Origin of the sequence: Micromonospora sp. NBC_01392, assembly GCF_045040125.1 — a bacterium.
Taxonomy (GTDB): Bacteria; Actinomycetota; Actinomycetes; order Mycobacteriales; family Micromonosporaceae; genus Micromonospora.
Genome location: NZ_CP109549.1, coordinates 1,049,779 through 1,075,355, shown reverse-complemented (window position 1 = coordinate 1,075,355; position 25,577 = coordinate 1,049,779). Strand labels below are relative to the sequence as shown.

The 25,577-nt window shown below is 74.8% G+C and carries 20 protein-coding genes; 15 read left to right on the top strand and 5 right to left on the bottom strand.

Annotated elements, in window-relative coordinates:
- Nucleotides 1-10 precede the first annotated feature (10 nt).
- Entirely contained in the window at nucleotides 11-982 is a 972-nt protein-coding gene (locus tag OG767_RS05160; protein WP_405092377.1) for a DUF4349 domain-containing protein, read from the top strand.
- Here the strand turns inward: OG767_RS05160 and OG767_RS05155 are convergent.
- Together OG767_RS05155 and OG767_RS05150 are read right to left on the bottom strand one after the other, a co-directional pair.
- Entirely contained in the window at nucleotides 939-2,198 is a 1,260-nt protein-coding gene (locus OG767_RS05155; protein WP_405092376.1) for an amidohydrolase, read from the bottom strand. The genes OG767_RS05160 and OG767_RS05155 overlap by 44 nt on opposite strands.
- 486 nt (nucleotides 2,199-2,684) lie before the next feature.
- Nucleotides 2,685-4,268 (bottom strand): methylmalonyl-CoA mutase, encoded by a 1,584-nt coding sequence (locus tag OG767_RS05150; RefSeq protein ID WP_405092375.1) that lies wholly within the window; start codon nucleotides 4,266-4,268, stop codon nucleotides 2,685-2,687.
- Between the two features lie 202 nt (nucleotides 4,269-4,470).
- Between OG767_RS05150 and OG767_RS05145 the strand changes: the two genes are divergently transcribed.
- The gene (locus OG767_RS05145; RefSeq protein WP_405092374.1) at nucleotides 4,471-6,489 is read left to right on the top strand and encodes a serine/threonine-protein kinase; all 2,019 of its coding nucleotides are present in this window, start codon (nucleotides 4,471-4,473) and stop codon (nucleotides 6,487-6,489) included.
- Nucleotides 6,490-6,538: 49 nt separating this feature from the next.
- A complete protein-coding gene (locus tag OG767_RS05140) occupies nucleotides 6,539-8,203 on the top strand; it encodes a phospho-sugar mutase (protein WP_405092373.1) in 1,665 nt (554 codons plus the stop codon).
- Nucleotides 8,204-8,290: 87 nt separating this feature from the next.
- Here OG767_RS05140 and OG767_RS05135 read toward each other — a convergent pair whose 3' ends face one another.
- Both OG767_RS05135 and upp read right to left on the bottom strand, forming a co-directional pair.
- The gene (locus OG767_RS05135; protein WP_405092372.1) at nucleotides 8,291-8,974 is read right to left on the bottom strand and encodes a GPP34 family phosphoprotein; all 684 of its coding nucleotides are present in this window, start codon (nucleotides 8,972-8,974) and stop codon (nucleotides 8,291-8,293) included.
- A 140-nt stretch (nucleotides 8,975-9,114) separates the two neighbouring features.
- Nucleotides 9,115-9,747 (bottom strand): uracil phosphoribosyltransferase, encoded by a 633-nt coding sequence (gene upp / locus OG767_RS05130; RefSeq protein ID WP_405092371.1) that lies wholly within the window; start codon nucleotides 9,745-9,747, stop codon nucleotides 9,115-9,117.
- Between the two features lie 136 nt (nucleotides 9,748-9,883).
- Between upp and deoC the strand changes: the two genes are divergently transcribed.
- From deoC to OG767_RS05080, 10 genes are all read left to right on the top strand, one after another.
- Entirely contained in the window at nucleotides 9,884-10,912 is a 1,029-nt protein-coding gene (deoC, locus tag OG767_RS05125; RefSeq protein WP_405092370.1) for a deoxyribose-phosphate aldolase, read from the top strand.
- Between the two features lie 5 nt (nucleotides 10,913-10,917).
- Nucleotides 10,918-12,348 (top strand): aldehyde dehydrogenase family protein, encoded by a 1,431-nt coding sequence (locus tag OG767_RS05120; RefSeq protein WP_405092369.1) that lies wholly within the window; start codon nucleotides 10,918-10,920, stop codon nucleotides 12,346-12,348.
- Nucleotides 12,341-13,165 (top strand): aldehyde dehydrogenase family protein, encoded by an 825-nt coding sequence (locus tag OG767_RS05115; protein WP_405092368.1) that lies wholly within the window; start codon nucleotides 12,341-12,343, stop codon nucleotides 13,163-13,165. The genes OG767_RS05120 and OG767_RS05115 overlap by 8 nt, the downstream gene beginning before the upstream one ends.
- A gap of 178 nt (nucleotides 13,166-13,343) precedes the next feature.
- Nucleotides 13,344-13,760 (top strand): BlaI/MecI/CopY family transcriptional regulator, encoded by a 417-nt coding sequence (locus OG767_RS05110; RefSeq protein WP_405092367.1) that lies wholly within the window; start codon nucleotides 13,344-13,346, stop codon nucleotides 13,758-13,760.
- Between the two features lie 9 nt (nucleotides 13,761-13,769).
- Complete coding sequence (locus tag OG767_RS05105) at nucleotides 13,770-14,675, top strand: M56 family metallopeptidase (protein ID WP_405092366.1); 906 nt, start codon at nucleotides 13,770-13,772, stop codon at nucleotides 14,673-14,675.
- 103 nt (nucleotides 14,676-14,778) lie between these two features.
- Nucleotides 14,779-16,026 (top strand): cytochrome ubiquinol oxidase subunit I, encoded by a 1,248-nt coding sequence (locus tag OG767_RS05100; RefSeq protein WP_405092365.1) that lies wholly within the window; start codon nucleotides 14,779-14,781, stop codon nucleotides 16,024-16,026.
- A gap of 11 nt (nucleotides 16,027-16,037) precedes the next feature.
- Nucleotides 16,038-17,045 carry a cytochrome d ubiquinol oxidase subunit II gene (locus tag OG767_RS05095; RefSeq protein ID WP_405092364.1) on the top strand — a complete coding sequence of 336 codons (1,008 nt, stop codon included), beginning with the start codon at nucleotides 16,038-16,040 and terminating at the stop codon, nucleotides 17,043-17,045.
- Nucleotides 17,042-18,724 (top strand): thiol reductant ABC exporter subunit CydD, encoded by a 1,683-nt coding sequence (gene cydD / locus OG767_RS05090; RefSeq protein WP_405092363.1) that lies wholly within the window; start codon nucleotides 17,042-17,044, stop codon nucleotides 18,722-18,724. The genes OG767_RS05095 and cydD overlap by 4 nt, the downstream gene beginning before the upstream one ends.
- Before the next feature lie 151 nt (nucleotides 18,725-18,875).
- Nucleotides 18,876-20,717: a thiol reductant ABC exporter subunit CydC gene (cydC, locus tag OG767_RS05085; RefSeq protein WP_405092362.1), complete on the top strand. Its 1,842-nt coding sequence runs from the start codon at nucleotides 18,876-18,878 to the stop codon at nucleotides 20,715-20,717.
- Between the two features lie 59 nt (nucleotides 20,718-20,776).
- A complete protein-coding gene (locus OG767_RS05080; RefSeq protein WP_405092361.1) occupies nucleotides 20,777-21,460 on the top strand; it encodes a permease prefix domain 1-containing protein in 684 nt (227 codons plus the stop codon).
- Nucleotides 21,461-21,565: 105 nt separating this feature from the next.
- Here OG767_RS05080 and OG767_RS05075 read toward each other — a convergent pair whose 3' ends face one another.
- Entirely contained in the window at nucleotides 21,566-21,907 is a 342-nt protein-coding gene (locus OG767_RS05075) for a PadR family transcriptional regulator (RefSeq protein WP_281942948.1), read from the bottom strand.
- Between the two features lie 116 nt (nucleotides 21,908-22,023).
- Here OG767_RS05075 and OG767_RS05070 point away from each other — a divergent pair, with 116 nt between their 5' ends.
- Both OG767_RS05070 and OG767_RS05065 read left to right on the top strand, forming a co-directional pair.
- Nucleotides 22,024-23,025, top strand: a complete 1,002-nt coding sequence (locus OG767_RS05070) for a DNA primase (protein WP_405092360.1) — start codon at nucleotides 22,024-22,026, stop codon at nucleotides 23,023-23,025.
- 40 nt (nucleotides 23,026-23,065) lie between these two features.
- Complete coding sequence (locus OG767_RS05065) at nucleotides 23,066-25,492, top strand: transposase (RefSeq protein WP_405092359.1); 2,427 nt, start codon at nucleotides 23,066-23,068, stop codon at nucleotides 25,490-25,492.
- The last annotated feature ends 85 nt before the right edge of the window (nucleotides 25,493-25,577 follow it).

The window sequence follows — 25,577 nt, the reverse complement described above, 5'->3', positions numbered from 1 at the left end:
GGAGCGGGGAATGGGTGGACGACGACTCCGGGGCGGGTCCCTGGTGGCGGTGGGCCTGGTCGCGATGCTGGCCGTGGGCGCGTGCAGCGCCGGCGGGGACAGCGATGGGAGCAGCGGTGGCCGCGACGCGGCAGCACCGGCTGCCGAGGGTGGCGCCGCGCAGGACCGGGACCAGGCGGCGCCGGGCGGGACCGGCGGGGCCGACCTGCGGGTGGACCAACGGTCCATCATCTACACCGGCACGATGCAGGTGCGGGTGGACGACGTGGACGCCGCGGCGCGGGAGGCGACCACCGCGGTCACCGCGGCCGGCGGCTTCGTCGGCGGGGACCGGCGGTCCAGTTCGTCGGCGGACGCCCGGGCGGTGCTGACCCTGCGGGTGCCGGCCGACAAGTTCGCCGGCGTGATCGACCAGCTCGCCGGCTACGGCCGGCAGGAGCGCCGGGAGATCCGCACCGAGGACGTCACCGAGCAGGTGGTCGACCTGGACGCCCGGATCGCCACCCAGCGGGCCCGGGTGGAGAGCGCCCGCAAGCTGCTCGCCCAGGCGAGTTCCGTGGATCAGCTCGTCACGCTGGAGAACGAGGTGGGCACCCGGCAGGCCGACCTGGCCGCGCTGGAGGCACGCAAGCGCCGGCTGGCCGACCTGACCGCGCTCTCCACCATCACCGTCACGTTCCTGGGTCGCGACGCCAGCACCGCCGAGGAGGGTGCCGACCTCGGCTTCCTCTCCGGGCTGGGCGGCGGTTGGGCGGTGTTCCTCACCTCGGTACGCGTGCTGCTCACCGTGCTCGGCGCCGTGCTGCCGTTCGCGGTGGTGATCGGCGTACCGCTGTGGTTGCTGCTGCGCTGGCGGCGGCGGGCGCGGGCCCGGCGGACGCCGCCGCCCGGCCCGTACCCGATGGGACCGCCGCCGGTCGGGCCGGGTGGCGGTCCGGTCAGCGCGCCGCCGCCAGTGCCCGCAGCGCGGTCTGGACCATGAGGCGTACGCCCGCCTCGATGGCGCGCTCGTCCACGTCGAAGGAGGCCCGGTGCAGGTCCATGTTGGGACCGTTCCGGCCGACGCCGAGGCGGGCGAGCGCGCCGGGCACGTGCTCCAGGTACCAGGAGAAGTCCTCGCCGCCCATGCTCTGCGGCGTCTCGGCGATGCCCTCCGGCCCGAGCGCCGACGCGGTGGCGGCGGTGAGCACGCCGATGGCCCCGGCGTCGTTGGTCACCGGCGGGCGACCGCGCAGGTATTCCAGGTCGACGGTGGCGCCGGTGGGGGCGAGCACGTCCCGCACCACCTGGGCCACGATCTTGGGGGCCTGCTCCCAGGTCTCCCGGTCCATCACCCGCAGCGTGCCGGCGGCGGACGCCTCGGAGGGGATGACGTTGTAGCGGGTGCCGGCCGAGGCGTGGCCGAACACCAGCAGCAGCCCGCTGTTGGCCGGCACCCGGCGACTGATCAGCGTCGGCACCTCGGTGACCAGCCGGCCGAGCGCGTCGACCAGGTCGACGGTCAGGTGCGGCCGGGCGGTGTGCCCGCCCGGCCCGGTGAGCCGGACGGTGACGTTGTCGGCGGCGGCGGTGATCGGGCCGACCCGCAGGCCGACCTTGCCGACCGGCAGGTTCGGGTCGCAGTGCAGCGCGAAGATCTGCACCACGTCGTCCAGGCCGCCGGCCTCGATCACCTCCAGCGAGCCGCAGGGCAGGATCTCCTCGGCCGGCTGGAAGATGAGCCGCACCCGGCCGTCGAGCTCGCCGAGGTCGGCGAGTTGGGCGAGCAGCATGCCGACGCCGAGCAGCACGGCGGTGTGCACGTCGTGGCCGCAGGCGTGGCAGACGCCGTCCACCGTCGAGCGGTACGGCACGTCCTTCGGGTCGCTGAGCGGCAGCGCGTCGATGTCGGCGCGGAGCGCGACCACCGGCCCGTCGGGGCGGCCGTCGATGTCGCAGATGACGCCGTTGCCCTTCGGCAGCAGTCGCGGGCTCAGCCCGGCGAGGGAGAGTTCCCGGTGCACCAGGGCGGCCGTCTCGAACTCCTCGCCGGACAGTTCCGGGTGGGAGTGGATGTGACGGCGGGTCGCGATGAGGCCGGGCGCCCGCAGCGCGAGCAGATGGTCGAGCTCGAAGGGCAGGGGCTGGGAACCGGTCGGCGCCTCGGGCCGGGACGACGCCAGCGGGCCGCCCGAGGGCAGCGTCAACGCACTCGTCACGTCGAATTCTCGATCACTTGAGAGGGATGGATCATCGGGCAGAACAGCAGACAGCCTAGACCCCCGACGGTGACGCTGCGCAACATCTTTCGCGTAGCGATCGGACCGCGCAGCGTCACGAATGCCCTGGTGGGAGCGCTCGAATATCTGCGGGACAGCAGGTAGATCGTGGTCGGACGCGGTCATCTGCCCCCCACCTCCTACAACGCGTAACCGATTCATCGATTACCAAAAGCCGAGTCGTCGTTCCGAATTGTCGCATTAGTCGCGGCAATTAACTGCCACTCCGACAATTGCCCGACAACCGTCGGCTGCCGGGCGACTCCCGACGGTGACATGGCCGTCCGCTCACCGACCGCACATGCTGTCCGTCCCGTTCACCCGAACGGGTTACCCGCCTGACAAAATCGCACACCCGCCAGAATGCGAAAGGCGGCCCGCGCCGGGCACCCAGGGGATGCCGACGGGGCCGCCGTCACCGACGTCTCAGAACCGGTCACTCGGTCGGTGGACCCCCCACACGCCGCGCAGCGTCCCGCAGACCTCGCCCACCGTGGCCCGGGCCCGCAGCGCCTCCTTCATCGGATAGAGCACGTTGGCGTCACCCTCGGCCGCGGCGCGCAGCTCGGCCAGCGCCCGCTCGACCGCTCCCGAGTCCCGCTCGGCGCGCAGCCTGGCCAGCCGGTCCGCCTGGGCCACCTCGATCGACGGGTCCACCCGCAGCGGCTCGTACGGCTCCTCCTCGTCGACCCGGAACCGGTTCAGCCCGACCACCACCCGCTCGCCCGCGTCGATCTCCTGGGCGATCCGGTACGCGGACTGCTCGATCTCCCGCTTCTGGAAGCCGGCCTCGATGGCGTCCACCGCCGAGCCGTGGTCGAACACCCGGTCCATCAGCTCGACCGCCGCCGCCTCCAGCTCGTCGGTCATCGCCTCGATCACGTACGACCCGGCGAACGGGTCGACGGTGGCGGTGAGATCCGTCTCGTACGCCAGCACCTGCTGGGTCCGCAGCGCCAGCCGGGCCGCCTTCTCGGTGGGCAGCGCGATCGCCTCGTCGAAGCTGTTCGTGTGCAGCGACTGGGTGCCGCCGAGCACCGCGCCCAGGCCCTGCACCGCGACCCGGACCAGGTTGACCTCCGGCTGCTGCGCGGTGAGCTGCACGCCGGCGGTCTGGGTGTGGAACCGCAGCATCAGCGACTTCGGGTTCTTCGCGCCGAAGTCGTCGCGCATCAGGCGGGCCCAGATGCGGCGGGCCGCCCGGAACTTGGCGACCTCCTCCAGCAACGTGGTGCGGGCCACGAAGAAGAACGACAGCCGGGGCGCGAAGTCGTCCACGGCCAGCCCGGCCGCCAGCGCCGCCCGGACGTACTCCACGCCGTTGGCCAGCGTGAACGCGATCTCCTGCGCGGGCGACGCGCCGGCCTCGGCCATGTGGTAGCCGGAGATGGAAATGGTGTTCCACTTCGGCACCTCGGCCCGGCAGTAGGCGAAGGTGTCGGCGACCAGCCGCAGCGAGGGCTTCGGCGGGAAGATGTACGTCCCCCGCGCGATGTACTCCTTGAGGATGTCGTTCTGGATGGTGCCGTTGAGCGCCCCGCCCGGCACCCCGGTCTCCTCCGCCACGAGCTGGTAGAGCAGCAGCAGCACGGAGCCGGGGGCGTTGATGGTCATCGAGGTGGAGACCTTGTCCAGCGGGATCCCGCCGAAGAGCGTGCGCATGTCCTCGATGGAGTCGATGGCGACGCCGACCTTGCCCACCTCGCCGTGTGCGATCGGGTCGTCCGAGTCGTACCCCATCTGGGTGGGCAGGTCGAACGCGACCGACAGGCCCATGGTGCCGGCCCGCAGGAGCTGGTGGTAACGCGCGTTGCTCTCGGTGGCGGTGCCGAAGCCGGCGTACTGCCGCATGGTCCACGGCCGGGACGTGTACATCGTCGGGTAGACCCCGCGGGTGTACGGGTACTCGCCCGGCTCACCGAGTCGGGCGTCCAGGTCCGCCGGAAGGTCGGCCGCCGTGTAGACGCCCTTGATCGGGAAACCCGACTCGCTTGACCGCGCATCACTCATTACCGGATGGTAGGACGCGGCCGCCGCCCGGTGGGTGAGGGATACCGCACACCGGCACCGGCGGCCCACCGGAGGTGAGTAGCTGGCCACATACCGTCGAGTAGGTAAACGCCCGCCGCGTCGGGTTTCGCATCGGGCGTCGGAACCAGCAAGATAGAGGGGTTGTGTCCCAGCCCCCTCGATATCCCCCGGTGGCTTTTCTGTGACTCAGATTCCGACGTGGAGCGGCGGACCGGCCAGTCCCCCCACTGGACGCGCGGCGCCCGGCACCACCATCGGTGGTCGCTACTCGCTGCGATCCCCGGTGGGCAACGGCGGCATGGGCACGGTCTGGCGGGCCACAGACACACTTCTGCGCCGCGACGTGGCGGTCAAGGAGGTCGTCCTCCCGCCGGGGCTCGCCCCCAGCGACCGCGACGCGCTCTACGAGCGGACGCTGCGCGAGGCCCGCGCCGCCGCCGCGATCCAGCACCCGGCCGTGGTGCAGGTCTACGACGTGGTCACCGAGGGTGGCCGGCCGTGGATCGTGATGGAGCTGCTGGACGCCCGCAGCCTGGCCGACATGGTGATCGAGGACGGCCCGGTCGCGCCACGCGCGGTCGCCAAGATCGGCATCGCGCTGCTCGGCGCGCTGGAGGTGGCGCACGCGCTCAGCGTGCTGCACCGCGACGTCAAGCCGGCGAACGTGCTGATCTGCTCCGACGGGCGCTGCGTGCTGACCGACTTCGGCGTCGCCCGGATGCCCACCGACGTGCAGCTCACCACGCCCGGCATGGTGCTCGGCTCGCCGCACTTCATCTCCCCCGAGCGGGCCATGGGCCAGGAGTTCGGCCCGCCCAGCGACCTGTTCTCGCTCGGCGTGACGCTCTACACCGCGGTCGAGGGCCGGCCCCCGTTCGACAAGGGCGACCCGATCGAGACCATGCACGCCGTGGTCGAGGACCCGCCCGCCACACCCCAGCGCAGCGGCCCGCTCACCGGCGTGCTGATGGGCCTGCTGGAGAAGGACCCGGCCCGCCGCCTCGACGTGCACCGGGCCCGGGCCATGCTGCGCGAGCTGCTCGCCGGCCCACTGACCAGCACCGCCACCGCGGTCAACTCGGTCACCGACCCGTACGCGGTGGTGCCGGTGCCGCGCCCGACCACGCCGCCGCCGGCCGCGCCGGAGCCGAAGCCCAGCGGGCAGATCGGCGGCCGGGCGATGATCGGCCCGAGCGAGTCGCTCACCGACCGCCTCGCCGCGCTGCGGCGCGGGGAGCGCCCCGCCGCGAAGCCGGCGACCGGCGCCGCGGCGCTCGACGAGACAAGCGCCGACGCGCTCGCCGGCCCGCTGCACACGCCGACCGGCGCGATGTCCGGGCCGGACGCGCCCGAGGCCACCCAGCGCATCTCGCCGGCCGCCACCGTCCGGTTCGACCAGGGCGCGGGTACGGACGCCACCCAGCGCGTCCCCACCGCCACACCGGCCACCTACGGCGGCAACGCCGACGCCACCCAGCCGGTGTACGGCGGCGGCGCGCAGTGGTCGGTGCCGGGCACCGGCCAGCCGTGGACCACGCCGGCCACCGCGCCCGGCACCGGCTCGCCCGGCGGGGCGAAGGGGCTGCTCGGCAAGGTCAAGGCGTGGCCCCGCAAGGTCCAGCTCGCCGCCGCCGGCGGCCTGGCCGTGGTGCTGCTGGTGAGCGTGATCGCGCTGACCAGCGGCGGCGGTGACGACGCGCCGCCGCCGATCGTGGGCACGCTGCCGTCGAACTCGGCCGCCGCCGCGCCGGAGATGCAGGAGCAGACCGTCAAGGGCATCACCATCCAGGTGCCGAAGGGCTGGCAGCGGCAGACCGGTGGCCTCTTCGTCGACTACGTCGACCCGAACGACGAGGGTCGCAAGGTGCGGGTCATCGCGGAGGACTGGGGCGGCACCTCGATCAGCTGGGCCGAGTTCGCCTCGCGCAACCTGAAGAAGAACAGCGCCAAGAGCAAGAACTGCCCGGCCCCCTACACCGAGGTGTCGGTCTCCGAGCAGCCGCTCGCCGGCCAGAGTGCGGGCCAGGTCGAATACACCTGCGGCGAGGGCGACGCCATGCGGCACGGCATCTGGCGGGGCCTGGTCAAGGACGGGAAGGTCTACTCGTTCTACCTCTCCTCCACCGACGCACGGTTCGCCGAGAGTAAGCCGATCTTCGACGCGATGGCCGGTTCGTTCCGGCTCACGGCCGACAACTGAGTCGAGGCCGACGACCGGTGGTGATCCGTCGCCGTGCTATCAAGAGGCCATGGCGGCGGACACCACTGACCTTGACGACCTTCGCGTTTCAGCCGAGCGCTGGCTCGCCGACGACCCCGACCCGGCCGACCGGGACGAGCTGCGCGCCGTCCTCGACGGGCTGCCCGGCACGGCCGCCGAACTGGCCGACCGGTTCGCCGGCCCGCTGACGTTCGGCACCGCCGGCCTGCGCGGTCCGTTGCGCGCCGGGCCCAACGGGATGAACCTCGCCGTGGTCACCCAGGCCGCCGCCGGGCTGGTCGGCTGGCTTGCCGCCCAGGGCGGCGAGGGCCCGCTGGTGATCGGGTACGACGCCCGGCGCGGCTCCCGCGCGTTCGCCGAGCGCACCGCGCAGGTGGCCACCGGCGCGGGCCGGGCGGCGCTGCTGCTGCCCCGCCCGCTGCCCACGCCGGTGCTGGCGTTCGCGGTCCGGCAGCTCGGCGCCGTCGCCGGCGTGATGGTCACCGCCAGCCACAACCCGCCGCAGGACAACGGCTACAAGGTGTACCTGGGCGCGCAGCTCGGCGGTGAGCTGGGCGCGGGGGCGCAGATCGTGCCGCCGGCCGACGCCGGCATCGAGGCCGCCATCCGGGCGGTCGGGGTGCTCGCCGAGGTACCGCTCGGCCCGGCCGGCCAGGTGCTCGGTGACGAGCTGGTCGCCGCGTACGTGGACCGGGCTGCCGCGGTGGTGGACCCGGCCGGCCCACGCGACCTGAGGGTGGCGTACACGCCGCTGCACGGGGTGGGCGCGGCGGTGCTGACCGCCGCGTTCGCGCGGGCCGGCTTCGGCGTGCCCGGGGTGGTGCCCGAGCAGGCGGAACCGGATCCGGCGTTCCCGACCGTCAACTTCCCCAACCCGGAGGAGCCGGGCGCGGTGGACCTGCTGGTCGCGCTCGCCGACCGCACCGGCGCGGACCTGGCGATCGCCAACGACCCGGACGCGGACCGGTGCGCGGTGGCCGTACGCGACGCCGGGTCCTGGCGGATGCTGCGCGGCGACGAGGTGGGCGCGCTGCTCGCCGACCACCTGATGCGGCGCGGCGTGACCGGCCTGTACGCCACCACCATCGTCTCGTCGACGCTGCTGCGGGCGATGGCCGAGGCGCGCGGGCTGCCCTACGACGAGACGCTGACCGGGTTCAAGTGGATCGTCCGGGCCGGCGGCGGCCGGGAGCCGCTGGTGTACGGCTACGAGGAGGCGCTGGGCTACTGCGTCGCGCCGGGGCACGTGCGGGACAAGGACGGCATCACCGCCGCGCTGACCGTCGCCGAGCTGGCCGCCGGCCTCAAGGCCCAGGGTCGGACGCTCACCGACCGGCTGGACGAGCTGGCGGCCGAGTTCGGGGTGCACCACACCGACCAGCTCTCGGTGCGGGTGGAGGACCTGCGGGTGATCGCGGACTCGATGGCGCGGATCCGGGCGGCCACCCCGACGTCGCTGCTCGGGCAGCCGGTCGCCGAGGCGTCCGACCTGCTCCCCGAGGCGGACGTGGTGATCCTGCGTACCGACGCCGCCCGGGTGGTCATCCGGCCCTCCGGCACCGAGCCGAAGCTGAAGGCGTACCTGGAGGTGGTGGCGCCGGTGACCGACGGCGACGTGCCGGCGGCCCGCAGCCGCGCCCGGGCGGCCGTCACCGAGCTGCGCACCGAGATCGCCGCCGCGCTGGGCCTCTGACCGTGGTGCAAGCAGGGGCCCCTTCTTAACACCTGAGGGTGAGAAGGGGCCCCATCTATACCGGATGCGTTAACAGGGGGCCCCGCCTTACACGCTGGGCCGCTTGCCGAGGGCGGCGTCGACCGCCTGGCCCAGCGCGACGATCACCAGGCTGACCGAGGGGCGTACCACGCTGTCGTCCAGGCTCACCGTGCCGGAGAAGCCGGCGCCGGCCGCGATCTCCTCCAGCCGCTTGCCGGCGTCGTCCGCGTCGGCGCCGGTGAGCCCGAGCGCCGGTTCCATCCGCAGCACCGCGACCAGCGTGGCGAGCGCGGCGGTCCGCTCGTCCGGGAGCTGCCCGCTGGTCAGCGCGTCGGCCAGCCGCCGTCGGATGTCCGCCTCGACCGAGGCGTCCGCCACCGGGTAGCGGTGCACGTGGATGAAGCCCAGCTCGGTCTCGTCGACGTCGCGGACCACGCCGCGTTCGCAGAGGTCGCCGAGGATCTTGTCACGCAGCCCGTGCCGCAGGCGCTGCACCCAGGACGACGGCGTGTGCGGGGTGTCCGCGGCCATCTTGGCGAGCACCGCGTCCGCGATCGGCTCGCCGGTCGGCGCCGGGTGGACCACCGCGAGGTTCCCCTCCGCGTACGCGATCCGGCCGGCCAGGGCCAGCTCGACCAGCACCGCCGCGGCCATGCCCAGGTCCAGGCTGATCCGGGGCATGGCGGCCTTGCCGGATTCGTCGTCATACGCGAGGAGGAGCAACTCCTCGGCGAGCGCAACACCAGTCATGGCCCGGAACGCTAGCGCCTCCCCGCACCCCGCGCACCAACTCGCCGGGGTCGCGTCCCCCGGGTCGCCTGATTCACGGAAAGCGGGCCTTTTCGAGGGGAAATGCGCCCTCTTTCCGTGAATCAGCGGCGACAGGGGCGTCAGAAGCGGGGCATGCCGCCGAACTGGCGGTCGCCGGCGTCGCCGAGGCCCGGGACGATGAACATCTTGTCGTTCAGGCCCTCGTCGATCGACGCGGTGACCAGGCGCAGCGGCAGGCCGCTCCGCTCCAGCCGCTCGATGCCGACCGGGGCGGCCAGCACGCAGAGCACGGTGATGTCGGTGCAGCCCCGGTCGGCGAGCAGCCGGCAGCAGTGCTCCAGCGAGCCGCCGGTGGCCAGCATCGGGTCGAGCACCAGCACCGGCAGGCCGCTGAGGTCCCGGGGCAGCGACTCCATGTACGCCCGCGGCTCGTACGTCTCCTCGTCGCGGGCCAGGCCCACGAAGCCCATCGACGACTCGGGCACCAGGGCGAGCGCGGCGTCGGCCATGCCGAGCCCGGCCCGCAGCACCGGCACGAGCAGCGGCGGGTTGGCCAGCCGGGTGCCCTCGGTGGCGGTGACCGGGGTCTGGATCGAGTAGTTCTCGACGGGGAAGGAGCGTGCGGCCTCGTACACCAGCATGGTGGTGAGTTCGCGCAGCGCCGCCCGGAACGACGAGGAGTCGGTCCGGGCGTCCCGCATGGCGGTCAGCCGCGTCTGGGCGAGCGGATGGTCAATGACGTGTACGTCCACGATCGCTCAACCTACCGGTCCCCGGCCGGTGGCACGTCGGGTGCAGCCCGACCAGCGACACCGCTCACGTGTGCCGGATGCAACCACTCGGCCGTGACCAAGATCACTCGACTCGCGGGTGCGTACTATTCGGGGCATGACGGCGACAGCGACGTCGGCCCGGTCGGACCTCTCCGAGCTGGGACGATCCGAGACCGCTCTGCGGACCTTCCTGCACGGCCTGCCGGGCGTGGACCAGGTCGGCGCGGAGCAGCGGGCGGCCCAGCTCGGCACCCGCTCCATCAAGACCACGGCCAAGGCCGAGGCGATCGACCTGGCCATCCGGATGGTCGACCTGACCACCCTCGAAGGGGCCGACACCCCGGGCAAGGTGCGGGCGCTGGCGGCCAAGGCGCTACGCCCCGACCCGGCCGACCCGTCCTGCCCGCACGTCGGCGCGGTCTGCGTCTACCCGGCGATGGTCCCGTACGTGGCCGAGGTGCTGCGCGGCAGCGACGCCGGCTCCGGGCGGCCATCCGGCGGACCGGGACAGGCGCACGGCGCCGCGCCGGCCGGAGTTGGCACTGTGCACCTGGCCAGCGTGGCGACCTCGTTCCCGTCCGGGCAGGCCCCGCTGGAGATCAAGCTCGCCGACGTCCGGGCGGCCGTCGAGGCCGGCGCCGACGAGATCGACATGGTGATCAACCGGGGCTCGTTCCTGGCCGGCCGCTACCAGGAGGTCTACGACGAGATCGTGGCCACCAAGGATGCCTGCGGGGACGCCCACCTCAAGGTGATCCTGGAGACCGGCGAGCTGGCCACCTACGACAACGTGCGGCGCGCCTCCTGGCTCGCCATGCTGGCCGGCGGTGACTTCATCAAGACCTCCACCGGCAAGGTCCCGGTCGCGGCCACGCTGCCGGTGACGCTGGTGATGCTGGAGGCGGTCCGCGACTTCCGCGCCGCCACCGGGCGTCAGGTCGGCGTGAAGCCGGCCGGCGGCATCAAGAACACCAAGGACGCGATCAAGTACCTGGTCATGGTCAACGAGACGGTCGGCGCCGACTGGCTCGACCCGGACTGGTTCCGGTTCGGCGCGTCCAGCCTGCTCAACGACCTGCTGATGCAGCGCACCAAGCTGACGACCGGCGTCTACGCCGGCCCCGACTACTTCACCCTGGACTGACCGCGATGTTCGAATACGCACCCGCCCCCGAGTCGCGCTCGGTGGTCGACCTCAGGCCCTCGTACGGGCTCTTCGTCGACGGAAAGTTCGTCGACCCGGCCGACGGTGGCAGCTTCAAGTCGATCAACCCGGCCTCCGAGGAGGTCCTGGCCGAGATCGCCGAGGCCGGCAGCGCGGACGTGGACCGCGCGGTCCGGGCCGCCCGGACGGCGTACGAGAAGGTCTGGGGTCCGATGCCGGGCCGGGACCGGGCGAAGTACCTGTTCCGGATCGCCCGGATCATCCAGGAGCGCTCGCGCGAGCTGGCCGTGCTGGAGTCGCTTGACAACGGCAAGCCGATCAAGGAGTCCCGCGACGTCGACCTGCCGCTGGTCGCCGCGCACTTCTTCTACTACGCCGGCTGGGCGGACAAGCTGGAGCACGCCGGCTTCGGCCCGGACCCGAAGCCGCTGGGCGTGGCCGCGCAGGTCATCCCGTGGAACTTCCCGCTGCTCATGCTGGCCTGGAAGATCGCCCCGGCGCTCGCCGCCGGCAACACGGTGGTGCTGAAGCCGGCCGAGACCACGCCGCTGACCGCGCTGCTGTTCGCCGAGATCTGCCAGCAGGCCGACCTGCCGGCCGGTGTGGTCAACATCGTCACCGGGGCCGGCGACACCGGCCGCGCGCTGGTCGAGCACCCGGGCGTGGACAAGGTCGCGTTCACCGGCTCCACCGAGGTCGGCAAGGCCATCGCGCGTGCGGTCGCCGGCACCCGGAAGAAGCTCACCCTGGAGTTGGGCGGCAAGGCCGCCAACATCGTCTTCGACGACGCCCCGGTCGACCAGGCGGTCGAGGGGATCGTCAACGGCATCTTCTTCAACCAGGGGCACGTCTGCTGCGCCGGGTCCCGGCTGCTGGTCCAGGAGTCGGTCGCCGAGCAGGTGCTGGAGTCGCTCAAGCGCCGGATGGCCCGGCTGCGGGTCGGTGACCCGCTGGACAAGAACACCGACGTCGGCGCGATCAACTCGGCCGAGCAGTTGGCGCGCATCCGCGAGCTGTCCGACGTCGGCGCCGCCGAGGGGGCCGAGCGCTGGTCGCCGCCGTGCGAGCTGCCGGACCGCGGGTTCTGGTTCGCGCCGACCATCTTCACCGGGGTCACCCAGGCGCACCGGATCGCCCGTGAGGAGATCTTCGGCCCGGTGCTGTCCGTGCTGACGTTCCGCACCCCGGCGGAGGCGGTCGAGAAGGCCAACAACACGCCGTACGGGCTGTCGGCCGGGATCTGGACCGACAAGGGTTCCCGGATCCTGTGGGTGGCCGACCGGCTGCGCGCCGGGGTGGTGTGGGCCAACACGTTCAACAAGTTCGACCCGACCTCACCGTTCGGCGGCTACAAGGAGTCGGGCTACGGTCGCGAGGGCGGCCGGCAGGGGCTGGAGGCGTACCTCAATGTCTGAGCGGGTCGCGGTACGCAAGACGTACAAGCTCTTCATCGGCGGGAAGTTCCCGCGCAGCGAGTCGGGACGGTCGTATCTCGTGCAGGACTCCAACGTGTCGCTGGCCTCCCGCAAGGACGCGCGGGACGCGGTAGTCGCCGCCCGGGCCGCGGTGAAGGGCTGGGCCGGGGCGACCGCGTACAACCGGGGTCAGATCCTCTACCGGGTCGCCGAGATGCTGGAGGGCCGGCGCGAGCAGTTCGTGGCGCTCGGCGTCCCGGCCGACGAGGTGGACGCCGCGATCGACCGCTGGGTCTGGTACGCCGGCTGGTCCGACAAGCTCCCCCAGGTCTACGGCGGGGCGAACCCGGTGGCCGGCCCGTACTTCAACCTGTCCGCGCCGGAGCCGACCGGCGTGGTCGCCGTGGTGGCCCCGGAGTCCCCGGCGCTGCTCGGCCTGGTGAGCGTGATCGCCCCGGCGATCGTCACCGGCAACACGGTGGTGGTGGCCGCCTCCCCGGCCGCGCCGCTGGCGGCGGTCACGCTGGCCGAGGTGCTGGCCACCTCCGACCTGCCCGGTGGCGTGGTGAACATCCTCACCGGCCGGATCACCGAGACGGCGCCGACGCTTGCCGCGCACATGGACGTCAACGCGATCGACCTGACCGGTGTGGCGGACGCCGAGCTGGCGGTGGAGCTGGAGGTCAAGGCCGCGGAGAACCTCAAGCGGGTGCTCCGGCCGGCCCCGGCCGACCACGACTGGCACACCGACCCGGGCCTGACCCGGATGACCACGCTCCTGGAGACCAAGACCGTCTGGCACCCCAAGGGCATCTGACCCGCCTCACCCCCTCACCCCTCACCCCTCACAAGATCCCCGCACTTTCACGGAAAGAGTGGCCATCCAGGCGCGGATGGCCACTCTTTCCGTGAATCAGGGGAGGGAGCGGGGTGGGGGTGGGGTGGGGGCGGCGGCGGGGTGGGGTGGGGTCTACTACGGGGGGTAGGATTGGCGGGTGACTCGGCTGGGGGACCTTGAGCGTGCGGTGATGGACGTGCTGTGGGACTCGGTGCCCGCCACGTCGGACGGGGTGACCGTGCGCGAGGTCGCCGACGCCCTCGACGGGCGCGAGCTGGCCTACACCACCGTGATGACGGTGCTGGACCGGCTCGCCGGCAAGGGCATGGTCCAGCGCGAGCGGGAGGGGCGGGCCTGGCGGTACCGGCCGGCGGCCACCCGCGAGGCGCACATCGCCCAGCTCATGCTCGACGCGCTCGATCTCGGCGGCAGCCGGGACGCCGCGCTGGTGCGCTTCGCCCGCTCGGTCACCGGCACGGAGGCGGACGTGCTCCGCGCCGCGCTCGGCGCCGAGGCCGGGCTGACCGACCCGCGACCGGGCGGGCCGGCGCTCGACGAGGCGACGGACCGGTAGGCGGCTGCCGTGGCGTACGCCGTGCACTTCGCCGCGACCATCCTGGCCTGCTGGCTGACCGCGCAGGTCCTCGCCGCCGCGCGGTGGACGTGGCGCGCGCCGCGGGTGGCGATCGTCTGCTGGCAGGCGGTCGGGCTGGCGCTGGGGCTGTCCGCCATGGGGCTGCCGATGGCGGTCGGGCTCGCCGCCTACGACCGGCCGACCGGGAGCGCGCTGCTGGCGCTCGGTGACGATCTGGTCCACGGCACGCTGCCGGCCGGCGTGGGCGCGGTGCACCTCAGCCTGGTCGGGGTCGGTTTCGGCATCGGCGCGGTGCTGGTCACCACCACGGTGCGCGCCGTGCACGGCGCGGTCCGCGCCCAGCGCCGGCACCGGGAGCTGCTGAGCCTGGTGGCGCGGCGCGACCCGACGGTGCCCGGCGCGCTGGTGCTCGACCATCCGAGCGCGGCGGCGTACTGCCTGCCCGGGGTGCGTCCCCGGGTGGTGGTGAGCGCCGGCACCGTCGACCTGTTGGACCCGGCCGAGCTGGCGGCGGTGCTCACCCACGAGCGGGCGCACGCGCAGGAGCGGCACGACCTGGTGCTGCTGCCGTTCACCGCGTTGTGCCGGGCGCTGCCCTGGTTCCGCTGGGTGCGCGACGCGCACGCCCGGGTGGCGTTGCTGGTCGAGATGCGCGCCGACGACAAGGCCCGGGAGCTGCACGCGGACGAGCCGCTGGCCGGCGCGCTGCGCCGGTTCGCCGCCGCCGGGCACCGGGTGACGCCGGCCGGCACGCTTGGCATCGGCGACCGGGACCTCGACGTACGGGTGCAGCGCCTGCTGGTCGCGGACCGCCCGCCCCGGGTGCTCGGCGCCACCGCGCTGGCCGTCGCCGGCACGCTCGTCGCGCTGCCGGTCTCCCTGTTCCTGAGCTGAGCCGCCCCCTACGGGGTTGCTCCGGGTTCACGGGTCCGCATAGGTAGAAAGTCTATGTGTAGGGTGCCTATGACAAGCGAGCCAACCCGTGGGAGAACGCGCCATGGACCCCCTGCTCCTCGCCCGCCTCCAGTTCGCCACCACCACCTCGATCCACTTCCTGTTCGTGGTGGTCACGCTCGGCCTGGTCACGCTGCTGGTCGGGCTCCAGACCGCCGGCTACCTCACCGGCAAGCCGGCCTACGAGCGGCTGACCCGGTTCTGGGGCCAGCTCTACGTGATCAACTACGTGCTCGGCATCGCCACCGGGATCGTGATGGAGTTCCAGTTCGGGCTGAACTGGAGCGGCCTGTCGCGCTACGTGGGCAACGTGTTCGGCGCCCCGCTGGCCATCGAGACGCTCGTCGCGTTCTTCCTGGAGTCCACGTTCCTCGGGATGTGGATCTTCGGGTGGCACCGGCTGCGGCGCGGCGTGCACCTGGCGCTGCTCTGGGGCGTCGCGCTGACCGCGTACGCCTCGGCTTTCTGGATCATGGTGGCGAACGCCTGGCTCCAGCACCCGGTCGGCTACGAGGTACGCGACGGCGTGGCCCACCTCACCGACTTCGGCGCGCTGGTCACCAACCCCACGTTCGGCTTCGCGTTCGGCCACGTGGTGTCCGCGAGCCTGGTCACCGGTGGGCTGCTGATGGCCGCGGTCAGCGCGTGGCACCTGCTCCGGCGTACCCCGGACTTCCTGCTGTTCCGCACCTCGCTGCGGCTCGGCCTGGTCACCGCGGCGCTCGCGGTGAGCGCGTTGCAGGGCTTCGGCTTCGCCCAGTTCGGCCCGGTCGGTCAGCTCCAGCCCACCAAGTTCGGCGGCGGCCCGGACCGGGACGCGATGGTCGCCGACTGGACCGCCCGGTTCGGCCCGGGCGACTGGGAGCCGCCGGTGCTGTCCAACGTCGGGCTCGGCTTCATGATCCTGATCGGCTTCGCGCTGGGCTGCGTCTGGCTGCTGCTGCCGCTGCTCTGGCGCGACTGGATCATCCGGCTGCGGTTCCCGCTCTGGCTGCTCCTGCTCGGCCTGCCGCTGCCGTTCGTGGCCGTGCTGCTCGGCTGGATCGCCCGCGAGGTGGGCCGCCAGCCCTGGGTGGCGTACGGGCTGCTGCCCACCGAGCGGGCCGTCTCGCCGGTGTCGCCCGCGCTGATGCTCGCCTCGCTGATCGCGTTCAGCCTGCTGCTCGGCGCGCTCGCGGTCACCAACTGGACGCTGCTGGCCCGGCACGCGGCCCGGGGCGCGCTCGACCCCGCGCTGGGCCGCCCGCCCGCACCCGACACCGACGCCCACCACCAGCCCGTGTTCGCCTGAGGGAGCCCGCCGTGGAACTCGCCTGGTACGCCCTGCTCGGCCTCTTCTTCGCCGCCTACCTGGTGCTCGGCGGCTACGACTACGGTGTCGGCCTGCTGCTGGCCCGGCGCGCCGGAGCGGGCACCGGTCGGGCCGCGCTCACCGCGGTCGGGCCGTTCTTCCTCGGCAACGAGGTCTGGCTGGTGGCCACCGTCGGCATCCTGTTCGGCGCGTTCCCCACGCTGGAGGGTGAGCTGCTCGCCGGCTTCTACCCGGTGGTGCTGGGCGCGCTGGCCGGGGTGGTGCTGGTCACCGCCGGCGTGCAGTTGCGCGGCCGGGCCGGCGGCGAGGCGACCCGGGCCGGATGGGACCGGATCGTGGTGGTCGGCGGCGTGCTGGCCGCGCTGGGCTGGGGCGCGCTGCTCGGCGGGCTGCTCCAGGGCGTGCCGCTGACCGCCGACGGGCACGTGGCCGGCGTCGGCCACGTGGTGACCCCGTTCGTGGCCGCCACCGGGTTGACGCTGCTCGCGCTGGTCGCGGTGCACGGTGCGACGTTCCTCACGCTCCGGCTGCCGCCCGCCGACGCCCCGGCCCTCGCCCGGCTGGCCCGCGGCCTGGTGCCCGCCGCGCTCACCGCGGTCGCCGCGACCACCGCCCTGGGCCTGCTCTCCGACCGGGTACGCGCCGCCGTGGCGCGACCGGCGCTCGCCGTACTCCTGCCGTTGGCGCTGGTGGCGGCGCTGCTGGTGGCCCGCGCGGCGCTGCGTCGGGGCCGGGCCGCTGTGGCGTTCGCGGCGACCGCGACGGCGCTGGCGCTGCCGGCGCCGCTGGTCGGGGCCGCGCTCTGGCCCCGGATCCTGGTGGCCACCGGTGACCCGGCGGCCTCGCTGACGGTCGCCGGGGCCGCCGCCAGCCGCCCGACGCTGGCGCTGCTGGGCTGGCTCGTGCTGCCGCTCCTGCCGGCCCTACTAGGCTTTCAGGCGATGTGCTGGTGGGTGTTCCGAGGACGGATCGACGGCAGGGCACCGGTGTACTGGTGAACCGCCGCCCGTTCGATCCGCGTCTGCTGCGCCGGGTCCCCGCGGCCCGGCGCGACCTCGCCGTGCTCGCGGCGCTGGGCGGCCTGACCGCGCTGCTGGTGGTCGCCCAGGCCACCGCGCTGGCCACGCTGCTGGCCACCGCGATCGACGGGCGGCTGCACCGGCCGGCGCTCGCCGGTTTCCTGGCCGCGGTCGCGGCCCGGGCGCTGGTGAGCTGGGCGCAGGGCACGGTGGCGGCGCGGGCCGCCGCGACGGTCAAGGCGGCGCTCCGGGCCGACCTGCTCCGCGCGGTCGGCCGGCACGGTCCCACCTGGGTCGCCGGCCGGCGGGCCGGGCAGCTCGCCACACTGGCCGGGCGCGGCCTGGACGCGCTCGACCCCTACTTCACCGGGTACCTCCCCCAGCTCGTGCTCAGCGTGACCGTGCCGGCGGCGGTGCTGGCCCGGATCGTGTTCGCCGACTGGAGTTCGGCGCTGATCATCGCGCTCACCATCCCGCTCATCCCGATCTTCGGCGCGCTGCTCGGCTGGCAGGCGCAGGCCGCCACCGAACGACAGTGGCGGCGACTGTCGCTGCTCGGCGGCCACTTCCTCGACATGGTCGCCGGGCTGCCCACGCTGCGCGCGTTCGGCCGGGCCCGGGCCCAGGTCGACGTGGTGCGCCGGATGGCCGACGGCCACCGCGAGGCCACCATGCGGACGCTGCGGATCGCGTTCCTCTCCGCGCTGGTGCTGGAGCTGGTCGCCACGCTCTCCGTCGCGCTGGTCGCGGTGCCGGTCGGCATCCGGCTGCTCGGCGGCGGGATCACGCTCTCCACCGCGCTGCTGGTGCTGCTGCTCACCCCGGAGGCGTACCTTCCGCTGCGGGCCGCCGGCAGCCGGTTCCACGCCAGCATGGAGGGGCTCGCCGCGCTGGACGAGGCGTTCACGCTGTCCGCGACCGACGCGCCGACCGCACCGGCCGCCACCGGGGGCGCGGCGCCGGACGGCCGCGGCGAGATCCGCTTCGAGGGCGTGACCGTCGCGTACGACCGGACGACCGCGCTGCGCGACGTCACGCTGACCATCCGGCCCGGTGACCGGGTGGCGATCATCGGTCCCAGCGGCGCGGGCAAGAGCACGCTGCTCAACCTGCTGCTCGGCTTCGTCGCGCCGACCGCCGGCCGGGTCACCGTCGACGGGACCGACCTGGCCGGGGCCGACCCGGACGCCTGGCGCCGCGAGGTGGCCTGGGTGCCGCAGCGGGCGCACCTGTTCGCCGGTTCCCTGGCCGACAACATCCGCCTCGGTGCGCCGGACACCCCGGACGACGCGCTGGCCGCCGCCGTCGCCGACGCCGCGCTGGACGAGGTGGTCACCGCGCTGCCCGACGGGCTCGGCACCCGGCTCGGCGAGCGCGGTCACGGCCTGTCCAGCGGGCAGCGGCAGCGCGTCGCGCTGGCCCGCGCGTTCCTGCGGGACGCCCCGCTGGTGCTGCTCGACGAGCCGACCGCCCGGCTGGACAGCGCCAGTGAGGCGGTGGTGCTGGACGCCACCCGCCGGCTGGTCGCCGGCCGGACCGCGCTGCTCGTCGCGCACCGGCCCGCGCTGCTGGCCGACGCCGACCGGATCCTGCGCGTCGAGGACGGCCGGGTCACCGAACTGCGCCCCACGACCACCGGCCCGGCGGTGGCCCGATGACGCCGCCCGCCCGCCCGGCACCCGCCGACCGCGTCGGCAGGCCGGTGACCGGCCGCGTCGGCAGGCCGGTGACCGGCCGCATCGGCAGGCCGGTGACCGGCCGCGCCCGCACGACGGTGGCCGGCCGCGACGCCCGCACGACGGTGACCCGATGACGGCCGGCGACGGCGTCACGCCGGTGGGCCGGGTGCCCGCCGGGCCGACCGGGGTCCCGGTGGAGCCGTCCGGCGCGCCGGAACCGCCGGCGCCGGCCCGTCGTGACGCCGAGCGGGTCGTGCTGCGCCTGGCCCGGCCGTACCTGGGCCGGCTGCTGGGTGCCGGCCTGCTCGCCGCGGCCACCGAGTTCGCCGGGCTGGCGTTGATGGCCACCGCCACCTGGCTGCTGATGAGCGCCGCCGGCCGGCCGCCGCTGGACCGGCTCACCGTGGCCATCGTCGCGGTCCGGGCGCTCGCGGTCGGCCGGGGCGTGTTCCGCTACACCGAACGGCTCGCCGGGCACGACGCCGTGCTCCGCATGATCACCGACGTCCGGGCCCGGGTCTTCGCCACGCTCGCGGCCCGGCGCGACGCCGCCGACCGGCGCACCGGGGACGCGCTCAGCCGGCTGGTCTCCGACGTCGAGGCGGCCCAGGACCTGCTCCTGCGGGTGCTGGTGCCGGGTGCGGCGGCGGCGCTGGTCAGCCTGCTCGCCGTCGGCGGCGCCGCGCTGATCTCACCGCCGGCCGCCGGCGTGCTCGCGGTCGGCCTGCTGGTGGCCGGGGTGGCGCTGCCCGCGCTGGCCACCCGGCTCACCCGTCGGGCCGCCGACGAGGTGGCCCCGCTGCGAGGCGCGCTCGCGGTGGACGCGGTCGACCTCACCCACGGCGCCGCCGACCTGGCCGCGTTCGGGGCGACCGGCGCCGCGCTGGCCGCCGCGAACGGGCGGGCCGACCGGCTGGCCCGGCTGGAACGCCGGCTCGCCGCGGTCGGCTTCGCGGTGGACGCGACGGGCGTGCTGGTGGGTGGCCTCACCGCCGCCGCCGTGGTGCTCGTGGCGCTGCGCGCCGACGTGCGCGGGGTGCTGGTCGGCGTGCTCGCGGTGGGCACGCTGGCCGCTGTCGAGGTGGCGCTCGCCCTGGTCGCCGCCGCCCGGCAACGGACCCAGCTCCGGGCCGGCCTGGCCCGGGTCGCCGACCTGCTCACCGAGCCCGCGGCACCGGCCCCGGCCGGCGTCCCGGGGCCGGCGCCGAGCGGCCACGACGTGCGCTTCGAGGGCGTGACGGTCCGCTACCGGGCCGGTGCCGCGCCCGCGCTGGCCGGGTTCGACCTCGACCTGCCGGCCGGCCGTCGGGTGGCCGTGGTCGGCCCGAGCGGTGCCGGCAAGAGCACGCTGGCCGCGGTGCTCACCGGCGCGGTGCACCCCGACGCCGGCCGGGTCACCGTCGGCGGCGTACCGGTGGCGGAGCACCCGGCCGGTCAGCTCCCCCGGTTGGTCGGCGGCCTGCTCGCCGAGGCGTACGTCTTCCACGCCACGGTGCGGGAGAACCTGCTGCTGGGCCGCCCGGACGCCGGCGACGCGGACCTGGCCGAGGCCACCCGGGCGGCCGGGCTGCTGGACTGGGTACGCGACCAGCCCGAGGGCTGGGACACCGTGGTCGGTGAGCAGGGCGGGCAGCTCTCCGGTGGGCAGCGGCAACGGTTGGCGCTGGCCCGGGCGCTGCTGGCCGCCCCGCCGGTGCTGGTGCTGGACGAACCGACCGAGGGTCTCGACCCGGCGGCGGCGGACGCGGTGCTCGCCGCCACCCTGGCCGCCACTCCGGCCGGGCACTCGGTGCTGCTGATCAGCCACCGGCTCAGCGGCCTGGCCGGGCTGGACGAGATCGTGGTGCTGGAGGACCGCGGCGTGGTGCAGCGCGGCCGGCACGAGGAGCTGGTGACGCGCCCCGGCTGGTACCGCGACCAGTGGCTGCGCCAGGCGGCGGCCGAGCGCGGGTATCTGGCGCTCGCCCCCTGAGCCCGCAATGGGGGAACTCCCGGACGCGCCGGCGTGCCCCGGGTGGCAGGCTGGTGACCATGTGGGAGCTACCGGTCGAGGGCCGGCTGCGTGAGCTGTCCGGGCGGCTGCACGGGCCGACCCGGCTCAAGGCCGACCTGCTGACCGAGGCGCGGCACGCGCTGGAGGACGCCGTCGAGGCGTACCGGGAGGGCGGTCTGTCGCGGGCGGAGGCGGAGCGGCGTGCGGTGGCCGAGTTCGGCACCGTCGGCCAGCTCGCGCCGGGCTTCCAGGCCGAGCTGGCCGCCGGCGCGCTGCGCGGGCTGGCGCTGCGCACGCTCGCGGTCGCCGCGGTGCTGATCTCCGCCGGGGACCTCACCTGGCACGGGTCGAGCTGGAGCGCCGGCCCGCGACCTCCGGCGGGCTACCTGCTGCTCGCCTCGTCGATACACGGCATCTGGGGGACGATCGCCGGGCTGGCGCTGGCCGGGCTGGCGCTCGGCGCGCTCGCCGCCCGACGGGACTCGCCGGGGCTCGTCCGGTCGGCCCGCGCGGTCGGCTTCGGGCTGACCGGTGGGCTGCTGGTCGGCGCGCTCGCCGGCGGCGCCCTGTTCGGCTGGTCGGTGCGGCTGTGGGATGCGGCGCTGACCTGGCCACCCATGATCATCGGAGCGGTGGTGGCGTCGGCGGCCTGGTTCTCGCTGGCCCGGTCGGCCCGCTGGTGGCTGCTCAGCGCGCGCGGCCCACGGTTCGCCCGTCGGTGAGGCGACCCAGGCCGGTGTCGCAGGCGGGCGTCGCAGGCGGGCGGCGCAGGCGGGCGGGCGGCGCGGGCGGGCGGGCGGCGCGGGCGGGCGGGCGGCGCGGGCGGCTCAGGCGGGCGTCGCGGGCGGCTCGGCCGGGCCGAGGAAGCGGCCCACGGTGGCGCTGAACTCGCGCCAGCCGGCCCGTTCCCCGGCCAGTGCCCGGCTGCCGGCGTCGGTGAGCTGGTAGGTGCGCCGTTCCCGGCCGTTGACGGTGCTCCAGGTGCTGGCCACCAGGCCGGCCCGTTCCAGCCGGCGCAACGCCGGATAGATGGTGCCGGTGGGCAGGTCCAGCGTGCCGCCGCTGCGGGCCCGCAACGCCTCGATGATCGCGTAGCCGTGCTGCGCGCCCTGTTCCAGCACGGCCAGCAGCAGTGCGTCCAGGTGTCCGTGCAGCGCCTGCGCCCTCATGCGTAGAAAGCCTACTTGTCGGGCGATCGGGACGCCACCGGGGTGCGGCTCCCGGTCGGAACGGGTTGCCCACTAGGGTATGTGCGCAGAGTCACTCGGCGGCGCGACGCCGCCGGGTGGGCACCCGAACGCACACGGAGGTCAGCGTGGCCCGCCAGTCGCCCCAACGGCCCGACGCCGACGAGCCCGAGCTCGACGACACCGACACCTCGGCCGCAGCAGACGAGGTCGAGGTCGACCGCCCGGCGGCGGACCGCGCACTCTGGGACGAGGTGCGGATCGACCCGGTGGAGATCGCCCTGCCCGCCGGCACCGGCTTCACGCTGCGGGCCTACCGGCCGGCGCGCGAGCTGACCCCGACCGACGTCGCCGAGCGCGACCAGGACGACCCCTTCCTGGCCCGCCGCCAGGTCGTCGAGGCCGAGGAGGACGACGAGGAGGTGGTGATCCTCGACGAGGAGTTCGCCGCCCTCTCCGCCGAGGAGGACGACGAGGACGAGAAGTCCGACGGGAAGCGCCGCCGCGGCAAGGCCGACGCGGACGCCGACGACGCCGACGACGAGGCGGTCCCCGGCGACGACGAGGCCGGTGCCGACGACGAGGCGGACGAGGACGACGACGCCGCGGGCGACGAGGAGGTGCCGGCCTTCCTCACCCACAAGGGGCGGCTGCTGCTCTTCAAGACGCCGGAGTCGCTTGTCACTTTCATCCGTTCCGGTGCGCCCAACGACCTCTCTCAACTGGACAGCTGGAATGAACTGTCCGAACGGCTCGAACCGGCCGACGTGGCCCCGCTGGACGAGGACACCTACGAGCTCGACCTGGTGGTGGAGAACCTGCGCGGCGGGCACGACGCGTGGGATCCGGCGCTGCTGATCGAGGCCGGCGAGGTCGCCCGTGACCTGGCGTACGCCCTGCGGCTACCGGCCGTTCTGGACATGCTCTCCGCCGGCTCCAGCCTGGACGATCTGGACGAGGCGCTGCGTGCTTCCGTCAATGGCGGGATCGGTGGTTTCCTGGGTCGTCGCCGGCTGAAGAAAATCGGGGCACAAACCGCAAGTTTGGGTTGGCGCACCATTGTCGGCAAGATCTCTGCCGTCGTGGACTGGCGCGACTGACCCGGAGCGGGGAGCATCAGTCTCTGGCAGAGCAAGACCTGTGTCCCGGGAGGAGGACGACGCTGTGGCGCTCGTGCGCGTGTACTGCGGTCTGGCCTCGGCAGATCCGGCCGACCGAACGGCTTCGGCCGGAACGACGCTGACGTCCGCTGTGGTCGACGACGCAGGCCGTCTGCTGCACGTCTGTGAGATCGGTGACGAGCCCGCCGGCTACGCCCGGCTGGTCACGCTGCTGGTGGAGCGGTCCGGTGGGCCGAGCGGCGTGGCCATCGCCGCGGACAGCGACGACCACACCGTCACCTCGCTGCTCAGCGCCGCCGGCCGGCCGTTGGCGATCGCCGACGACGACTCGGTCGACGACTTCGCCGAGCGGTTCGCCGACGACGACTCGCTGGAGGAGATGCAGTCCCCGCCGGCCGAGCGCCGGGCGGTCGGGCTGGCCCGGGCGCTCCAGGCCGGCGCGCTCTCCGCGGTGACGCTCCCGGCGCCCCGTGACCTGGCCGGCTACAAGCAGGTCCTCTCCGCCCACGCGGCACTGGCCAGCGGGCGACACTCGGCCGCGGTGACGCTGCGCGAGGTGCTCCGCGAGCTCTACCCGGCCGCGCTGCGCGCGTACCCCGATCCCGCCGAGCCGGTCGCGCTGGCGGTCCTCGACGCGCTGCCCGAGCCGAGCATGCTGACCGGCACCTCGGCCCGGGGCCGTGACCTCGGCGCCGCCGCCGACGCGGTCGCCGCGCAACTGGCCGCCGACGGCCTGGCCGACGCCGACACCGTCACCGAGGCGGTGACCGCGCTCCGGGTCGCCATCTCCGAGACGCCCCGCCGGGCCACCGTCAACCGGGCGCTCACCGCCGCCGTCGCCGAGACGGTGCGGCAGGCCGTCGCCTCCGTCCGCGCCTGCGACGCCGGCTGCGACGCGCTGGTCGGCGCGCTGGCCGAGCGCACCACGCCGACCCCGGCCACCGGTCGTCGGGCCGCCGCCCGCCGCGGCGAGCAGGTCGACGAACTCGCCGTGACGCAGCCCGCGGGGCTGCGCCCGGTCCGGCCGGCGCAGCCCGAGCCGCTCGCCGAGCAGGCCGGTCGGCGCAGCCGCCCCGAGCCGGACCTCGACGCCACCGAGCCGGCGGGCCGCCGCAGCCGCCCCGAGCCGGTCCCCGGTGGCCGGCGCAGCCGCCCGGAACCGGTCTCCGGGCCGACCGGCCCGACCGTGCCCCGCCCGCTCGGCCCGCCGCCGGTGGCGCCCGCGCCGGTCGCCCCGCCGCCGGTCGCCCCCGCCCCGGTCACCCCCGTCGCCCCGGCCGCGTCGCTGGGCCGCCCGACGTCCGCGCCGCCGAGCCGTCCCGAGCCCACCGGCGCGCCCCTGCCGTCGCGGGTGGACGGGCCGACCAACCGGCCGGTCTCCGCGCCGCCCCCGCCGCCGCCCGGGATCACGCCGATCCCCCCGTCCTCGCGTGGCTCGGTGCCCCCGGCCGAGGCCGGCGAGCCGTTCCGGCCGACGCTGACCACCGCCGCGATCAACAAGGCCCGGGCCGAGCGGCAGCGCACCGTCATCCCGCCGCGCCCCAAGACCACCGCCCCGGAGCCGCCGACCGGTGGGTTCAGCGCCACCGACCTGAGCATTCCGGTGCCGCCTCCGCGTCCGCCGGCGCCGGCGCCCGCCCCGCCGGGTTCCCGCGCCAACTGGCCGCTCGTCAACAACGGCGACGACCAGGCCGACCGGGAGCGGGAGGCCCCCGCCTACCCGTACGGGCGGAGCGTGGACGCGCCGAGCGACCCGGGACGCGTCACCCCGCCGTGGCTCGCCGACGACCTGCCGCCGGAGCCGCCGATGCTGCGGCTGGTGGAGCCACCGCCGCTGGCCGACCGGGCACTGCGCGGCGAGTCGGAGCGGCCGGCCGACCCGGGGTTGGACACGCCGCCGCTGCGGCTGGTCGACCGGGGCAACGCTGGTCGACCGGCGCCCCGCGCCGAGCTGCCCGCCCCGCTGGAGCGGCGTCCCGCGCCGAAGGAGCACCGGCCGCCGCCGGTGTCCGACGAGGGTGACGGCGACCTGCTGATCTTCGCGCAGGCCAAGTCCGCCTGGTTCGTCGGGCACGGCGACGAGGCCGACCTGGAGTGGGCGTCCACCGCCGACACCGGCTGGCAGGCCGCCGAGCAGGCGGCCCGCCCGTCGATCGGCGCGGAGACCAAGGCCGGCCTGCCCAAGCGGGTCCCGCAGGCCAACCTGGTGCCGGGCTCCCCGCTGCGCGAGGAGCGTCCACTGCGGATCGTCCGGAACGCGGCCAGCCTCGCCGAGAACACCACCGGCTACTTCCGGGGATGGCGGCGCGGCCAGGAGATCGGCGGCTTCGCGGTCGGTGGTCGCCCCGGCCGGGAGGCGGCCGGCGGCTGGGACTTCAGCCGGGACACCGGCGACCGCGACGACGAGCGGGAGTACGAGTTCCGTTCCGCGGGCTACCGGTCCTGAGCCGGGCCGCCGACGGCGTGTTCCTACCCACACCCGGATGATTTGACGTCGGGTCCGGCCGGCCGGGAACATACCCGGCGGACCA

Excerpts from the sequence above, each read along its gene's own strand:
- OG767_RS05160 (WP_405092377.1), top strand. The coding sequence starts at position 11 with ATGGGTGGACGACGACTCCGGGGCGGGTCCCTGGTGGCGGTGGGCCTG.
- OG767_RS05150 (WP_405092375.1), bottom strand. The coding sequence starts at position 4,268 with ATGAGTGATGCGCGGTCAAGCGAGTCGGGTTTCCCGATCAAGGGCGTC.
- OG767_RS05140 (WP_405092373.1), top strand. The coding sequence starts at position 6,539 with ATGGCGGCGGACACCACTGACCTTGACGACCTTCGCGTTTCAGCCGAG.
- OG767_RS05135 (WP_405092372.1), bottom strand. The coding sequence starts at position 8,974 with ATGACTGGTGTTGCGCTCGCCGAGGAGTTGCTCCTCCTCGCGTATGAC.
- deoC (WP_405092370.1), top strand. The coding sequence starts at position 9,884 with ATGACGGCGACAGCGACGTCGGCCCGGTCGGACCTCTCCGAGCTGGGA.
- OG767_RS05120 (WP_405092369.1), top strand. The coding sequence starts at position 10,918 with ATGTTCGAATACGCACCCGCCCCCGAGTCGCGCTCGGTGGTCGACCTC.
- OG767_RS05115 (WP_405092368.1), top strand. The coding sequence starts at position 12,341 with ATGTCTGAGCGGGTCGCGGTACGCAAGACGTACAAGCTCTTCATCGGC.
- OG767_RS05100 (WP_405092365.1), top strand. The coding sequence starts at position 14,779 with ATGGACCCCCTGCTCCTCGCCCGCCTCCAGTTCGCCACCACCACCTCG.
- cydC (WP_405092362.1), top strand. The coding sequence starts at position 18,876 with ATGACGGCCGGCGACGGCGTCACGCCGGTGGGCCGGGTGCCCGCCGGG.
- OG767_RS05080 (WP_405092361.1), top strand. The coding sequence starts at position 20,777 with ATGTGGGAGCTACCGGTCGAGGGCCGGCTGCGTGAGCTGTCCGGGCGG.
- OG767_RS05075 (WP_281942948.1), bottom strand. The coding sequence starts at position 21,907 with ATGAGGGCGCAGGCGCTGCACGGACACCTGGACGCACTGCTGCTGGCC.